At 61.7% G+C, this 5,107-nt stretch carries 8 protein-coding genes; 3 read left to right on the forward strand and 5 right to left on the reverse strand.

Going from position 1 to position 5,107, the window contains the following annotated elements:
• Both BG842_RS26520 and BG842_RS26525 read right to left on the reverse strand, forming a co-directional pair.
• The coding region (locus tag BG842_RS26520; RefSeq protein WP_139136281.1) for a branched-chain amino acid ABC transporter permease at positions 1–527 on the reverse strand (527 nt) is incomplete at its 3' end.
• A 1-nt stretch (position 528) separates the two neighbouring features.
• Positions 529–1,779, reverse strand: coding sequence for an ABC transporter substrate-binding protein (locus tag BG842_RS26525; protein WP_069453129.1), 1,251 nt, complete (start codon positions 1,777–1,779; stop codon positions 529–531).
• Positions 1,780–2,079: 300 nt separating this feature from the next.
• On the opposite strand from BG842_RS26525, the gene BG842_RS26530 reads away from it, so the two are divergent.
• From BG842_RS26530 to BG842_RS26540, 3 genes are all read left to right on the forward strand, one after another.
• Positions 2,080–2,802 carry an EthD domain-containing protein gene (locus BG842_RS26530; protein WP_069453125.1) on the forward strand — a complete coding sequence of 241 codons (723 nt, stop codon included), beginning with the start codon at positions 2,080–2,082 and terminating at the stop codon, positions 2,800–2,802.
• Between the two features lie 94 nt (positions 2,803–2,896).
• Entirely contained in the window at positions 2,897–3,421 is a 525-nt protein-coding gene (locus tag BG842_RS26535) for a DUF192 domain-containing protein (protein ID WP_069453126.1), read from the forward strand.
• Between the two features lie 79 nt (positions 3,422–3,500).
• Positions 3,501–3,986 carry a GNAT family N-acetyltransferase gene (locus BG842_RS26540; protein ID WP_069453130.1) on the forward strand — a complete coding sequence of 162 codons (486 nt, stop codon included), beginning with the start codon at positions 3,501–3,503 and terminating at the stop codon, positions 3,984–3,986.
• A gap of 97 nt (positions 3,987–4,083) precedes the next feature.
• On the opposite strand, the gene BG842_RS26545 is transcribed toward BG842_RS26540, so the two are convergent.
• The 3 genes from BG842_RS26545 to BG842_RS26555 all read right to left on the reverse strand — a co-directional run.
• Positions 4,084–4,452 carry a hypothetical protein gene (locus BG842_RS26545; RefSeq protein WP_069452960.1) on the reverse strand — a complete coding sequence of 123 codons (369 nt, stop codon included), beginning with the start codon at positions 4,450–4,452 and terminating at the stop codon, positions 4,084–4,086.
• A gap of 58 nt (positions 4,453–4,510) precedes the next feature.
• The gene (locus tag BG842_RS26550) at positions 4,511–4,693 is read right to left on the reverse strand and encodes an alpha/beta hydrolase (protein WP_254663515.1); all 183 of its coding nucleotides are present in this window, start codon (positions 4,691–4,693) and stop codon (positions 4,511–4,513) included.
• Positions 4,690–5,107 (reverse strand): alpha/beta fold hydrolase (locus BG842_RS26555; protein WP_139136282.1); only part of this gene is annotated, 418 nt, incomplete at its 5' end. The genes BG842_RS26555 and BG842_RS26550, both read right to left, overlap by 4 nt.

Raw genomic sequence — 5,107 nt, forward strand, 5'->3', positions numbered from 1 at the left:
GCACCAGCGCGAACGACGAGGCCGAACCGCGTGCGATTCAACAGGAGCCACGTTCCGACGGCCATCACGACGCCGATGGCGATGACGAAGAAGTTGTACTTGGAGTAGCTGAACCCGAGCAAATCGACGGGACCGCGGAGGAGCGGTGGCTGGGCGAACTGCTTGGCGTTGTCCCCCCAGACGAACGAGATGACGTCCTCGAAGATGAGGACCAACCCGAACGTGAGGAGGATGTGGTACAGCGGGTTTCGGCCGTAGAGCGGGCGGATGGTGCCGCGCTCGATGACCGCCGCGATGAGGGCGACGACGAGCGGCGCGACGAGCAACGCGAGCCAGAACATGCCGCCGCCGGTGCCGACGGCGACGATGGCGACCGCGAGGTACGCGCCGAGCGCGAAGAACTCCCCGTGGGCGAAGTTGATGACGTCCATCACGCCGAAGATGATGGAGAGACCGGCCGCTAACAGGACGTACACCGCGCCGATGGTTAGCCCGTTCAGGAGTTGTTCGAAGAATACCCCCGCCATATCAGAGCTGGCAGCCGGTTTGGTCACACGGCGGTATCGCGTCGTCGCCGCTCACCTTTTCGATGAGTTTCACGTCGGCCATGGGGCCGCTCTCGTAGACGTTCTGTCCGACCCAGACCGGGTTTTTCGCCTGGTGGTCACAGCTCCGGAACTCGTTCTCCCCGAAGAGGGACTGCATCTTCAGTCCGCCGAGCGTGTCGGCAACGTCGTCGGGGTCGGTGCTTCCGGCCTCCTTGATCCCGTTTGCGACCATGCGGATGGAGTCGTACGCGACCCGCGCGAAGTTGCCGGGTTCGCTATCGTTGGCGCTCTTGTACGCTTCGACGAACTCCTGATTGTCGCCCGCGTCGATTTTGGGGACGTATCGCGTCCCGCTGTAAACTCCGTCGGCTTTCTCGCCGAGCGCCCCGCGAATGACTTGGAACGACCCCGTGGTCGTCATCACCTTCTTCTGGTCGGTGAGTCCCTGCGCGTTCGCCTGATTGAGGAACTCGATGAGGTCGCCGCCCGTCGAACCGACGACGACGACATCGGCGTCGGAGTTCTTGATCTGACTGATGAACGAATCGAAGTTCTTCGCGCCGAGTTTGGCCCGCGTGACGCCCGCTTCCGAGAAGTCGGCGCTCGACCCCTTCATCCGCGAGCGCCACTCGCTGAGGACGGATTTCCCGTACGCGTAATCCGCGATGTGGAACCAGACGTTGCTCCCGAGGTTGTTGAGCGTCCATTCGGAACACGCCTCGGCGATTTGGGCCGTGTTCGTCTCACAGCGGAACACGTACTTGTTACAGTTCGCACCCGTGATGGGGATGGCCGCCGCTCCGGGGGAGTAGACCACGCTCTCCTCCGTTGCGAACTCGTTCAAGCCCAGCGCGACGGAACTCGAAATCGCTCCCATGACGAACGATGCACCGTGCTGTTCGACCAATTTCCGCGCCTCTTGTTGCCCGGTCTCCGCGTCCGCCTGCGTGTCGCCGTACTGCGCGTCGATGGTGAAATCGTACTCGTCGCTGTCGTTTATCGTCTTCACCGCGAGTTTCGCCCCCTTCCTCTGTTCCTTCGCGAGTCCCGCGTACGGTCCGGTCATCGGGTTGAGAACCCCGTACTTTACCGTATCGCTCCCGCCGCCTCCGCCGCCGATGTTGCTGAGACAGCCAGCAACTCCGGCGATACCTCCCGCCCCAACCGCACCCAGAACGGCGCGCCGAGTCGTCTTGAAACCATCCACCTGTCCCGTATTACTGTCAGCCATGGCAACAAGGAGCAAATGATGCATAATAAATGATTGTGTATTCGTAAGTGAATGTTTTTGATGCACCCAACAGCAGTGGAAGATTTACACGAAGGTGAGAAACACGCCGAAGGCGTCGAGTTTAGAGTTCACAGACGTCTCCGTTCCCACTCCTCGTCGTCGGCCGGGTTCGGAGGAGAGACCGACCGAAGAGAGGACGCCAAACAGCGGAAACGATGGTGTTGAATTTCCGGGCGAAAGTCGCCTGAGCCGACATGCTTCGCGCCTTTTATCACAGCACGGACTGTGCCCTCGAACGAAATGTACAAGCACGTTGCCTTGTTGGTGCGCAAGGACGACATGAGCCACAAGGAGTTCGTGGAGTACTGGCAGAACAACCACACGGAGATCGCCCGTGACATCGAAGGCGTCGTCAAATACAGCACCGTCCTCCCGGTGACCCCCGACGCCGCGGAGTTCGACGGCCTCGCCGAACTGTACTTCGAGGACCTCGATGCGCTCCACGACGCCCTCGGCAGCGAGGGCAGCCGCGACTACGACCCCGATAAGGGCAAGGCCAAAGAGGCCCGCGAAGATGTGGATAACTTCCTCGCGCTCGAAAAACGACCGCGATTCATCGGCGAAGTCGTCACCCAGAAGGACGAGGTTGACGGCAAAACCGACGGCCTGTACAAACACTCCGCCTTCCTCGTTCGCAAGGACGGCATGAGCCACGAGGAGTTCGTGGACCACTGGCAGAACAACCACACGCCCATCGCCCGCGAAATCGAGGGCGTCGTCAAATACGACACCGTGCTCCCGACCGACCCCGAGAACGCCGAATTCGACGGCATCGCCGAACTCTACTTCGAGGACCTCGATGCGCTCCACGACGCCCTCGGTAGCGAGGGCAGCCGCGACTACGACCCCGACAAGGGCAAGGCCAAGGAAGCCCGCGAGGACGTGAACAACTTCCTCGCGCTCGAAAAGCGACCGCGCTTCATCGGCGAGGAAACGGTACAGAAAGACGAGACGCGAGACTGAGCGCGGACTTCGGTCGGACGTGTTTGGAAGCCCCCCAGCGGGGACGGTCCGACGACACCACGTATTTTTGTCAGTCGCGCGCGTCTCGAGAGCCATGCGCGTGAGTGCGGTCCTATCGGTCGTGTGCCTCGTCGTGCTCGCCGGATGCGTCGGAGGCGGGTTCGGAACCGACGGCGGGAACCAATCGACCACCGGAACCACCAAGGTAGAGGAAACCGCCACCGCGGCGTTCGTCACGAACGGCGACCGAACGACGGTCGAACTCGAAGTCGCAAACTCCTACGACGAGCGCGAGCGCGGACTGATGTACCGGAAGTCGCTCCCGAAAAACCACGGGATGATATTCGTCTTCGAGAACCCGTCGGTGCAGTCGTTCTGGATGAAAAACACCCTCATCCCGCTCGATATGATATTCGTCGCGCCGAACGGGACGGTCCTCAACGTCGCTCACGCGGACACGCAGCCGAACGCGAGCGACAGCGAACTGCGGACCTATCGAAGCGACGGGGACGCGAAGTACGTCGTCGAGATGCGACAAGGATTCGCGGAGCGAGTCGGCATCGAACCGGGAACGAAACTCGTGTTCGAGGGGGAGCGGCCGACGACCGAGGAAAACTGACTTTTCGTTCTGCAACGACGGTTGTGATTCAGCAGCGTTACCACAGAGCACGGTGAACGGACTGCCGGGGGAACTGCGAATGGAGATACGACCAGCGAGCGAGGAGGATTTCGAATGGGTCCGGAACGTCGCACGGCGTGCGTGGAGGGAAGCCTACGAGAATTTCGTCGATGCCGAGTCCATCGACGGGACGGTATCGTCCTGGTACTCGGACGAGTCGCTCGCGGCGGCCGTCGAGAAACCCGGAACCGTGTTTCTCGTGGCAACGGGAGCGGACGGGCTTCTCGGGTTCTGTCATGCGGTCTGTTACGAGGACGAAGGTGACTTGCTCCGACTGTACGTCGACCCGGACCATTGGGGGGATGGCATCGGAACCGCACTCTACGAGCGATTACGGGGCGATTTCCGGGACATCAACATGAAGCGAATCCGGGCGATGGTGCTCTCTCAAAACGATATGGGAATCGAGTTTTACCAGCGACTCGGATTCGAGAAAACGGACGAAGCGACCGTCGAAATCGGTCCCGGAGAGTACGACGAATCGGTGTACACGGTTGCGCTCTAACCGGAGTGAAGAACACAAAGCATTTATCGTATCCACGTCGATTTCAGCTTACCTTGGGTAGGGGTACACGAGGTATTCTTTATCGCCACACCGACAGTTACTGCTCTCCCGACCAGTCGTCCTCGAACAACTGGTAAGCGCTGGCGAGGTTGAAGAGGAGTTGGCGCTCCGACGCCCCGGCGTCGAGCGCGCGTGCGGTGGCGTGAACCACTTGCGAGTACTGTATCGTCTCCTCGTCCACCGTCGAGTGATCGTCGCCGAACTCGCCCCCTGAAAACGACGCTCGAACCGCCGCCCGCTGCTGTCGTTCGACGAGTTCGAACAACCGCCAGTAGTCCACACCGGCGCGCCGCGCGTCCACCATCGCCGCGACCACTCGGCGTTCGAACCGTCGTTCCGGCGATTCGGTCGCTTCCTCGTCCAATCCGAGCGCGGCCAGTATCTCGTCCGCCTCCTCGTCACCCATGTGCGAGGTCTGTGAACTCTAGCGCTTTACTATTACGGATAGTGAGGTCGAAAATATGTCAGTAATCGGCGTCGAACGACAACCGACGGAGAAACGTCCGCAGTTCCACGTATGCGGCCTCGTACTCGTCACGGAGCACGCAGTGTCCGGCGTCGGGAACGTGAACTAGTCGTCCATCCGTCAGTTCGTCGGCGAGGTCGAGGTCGGCCGCCCGCGTTTCCGGGTCGGCGTCGGCTTTCAAGACGAGCGTCGGACACTCGATATCCGGGAACGCGTCCGCCAACGGGGATAGCCTTCACGGGCAATCTCCGCGATTTGCGAGCGACACTCGGCGTTCGCCACCGCGAGGCGTCGGGCCAGCGCCGGTTCGCGGTCGTCGTGGTCGGCTACGAGTGCTTCGAGCGACCGGTTCGACCACTCGCGGACGTTTTCGCGGACCATCCGCGCCCGCTCGTCGGGTCCGGTATCGGGAGGGCCGTGCACGCCAGCAGGGTCTTCGAGGACGACGGCACGCGGGATGTCGGGATGGGTCGCGGCCGTCCACGCCGCCGTCGAACCGCCCATCGAGTGGCCCACCAGAATCGGGAGGTGCCGTCGCCGGGAATCGGGACTCTGCTGTAGAGCCCCCGTTCGACGCCTTCGTACGAGTCGAGTG

Source organism: Haladaptatus sp. W1 (assembly GCF_001723155.1).
Classification (GTDB): Archaea; Halobacteriota; Halobacteria; order Halobacteriales; family Haladaptataceae; genus Haladaptatus; species Haladaptatus paucihalophilus.